The organism is Candidatus Protochlamydia sp. W-9 (genome assembly GCF_001950615.1).
In the GTDB taxonomy this organism is placed as follows: Bacteria; Chlamydiota; Chlamydiia; order Chlamydiales; family Parachlamydiaceae; genus Protochlamydia; species Protochlamydia amoebophila.
Genome location: NZ_BCPZ01000151.1, coordinates 1 through 233, shown reverse-complemented (window position 1 = coordinate 233; position 233 = coordinate 1). Strand labels below are relative to the sequence as shown.

Annotated in this window: 1 protein-coding gene; it reads left to right on the top strand. The window is 41.6% G+C overall.

Annotation, left to right across the window (positions count from 1 at the left end; all coding sequences use genetic code 11):
- Positions 1 to 233 (top strand): hypothetical protein (locus BU804_RS13260; RefSeq protein ID WP_158025020.1); only part of this gene is annotated, 233 nt, incomplete at both ends.

Here is a 233-nt window from a genome sequence, read left to right as displayed (position 1 = left end):
TGGAGTGCGCTCTAAAAGCGCTGATCGCAAAATACACTCCCCAAATATTGATCCTCGAGTCGATCACAAATAATGAAGGCAGGTTTGCAGCCGCAGCTCAACTAGGGTCTCGTCTGAGTCGTTTACTCAAGAATAAGAACGACTGTCTATTAGGAATCACAAAATACTCCAAAGATCCTGATTTTAGACAAATTCAAGCAATAGAGGAGCAACAGAAGAAAGAGCTATTAGAA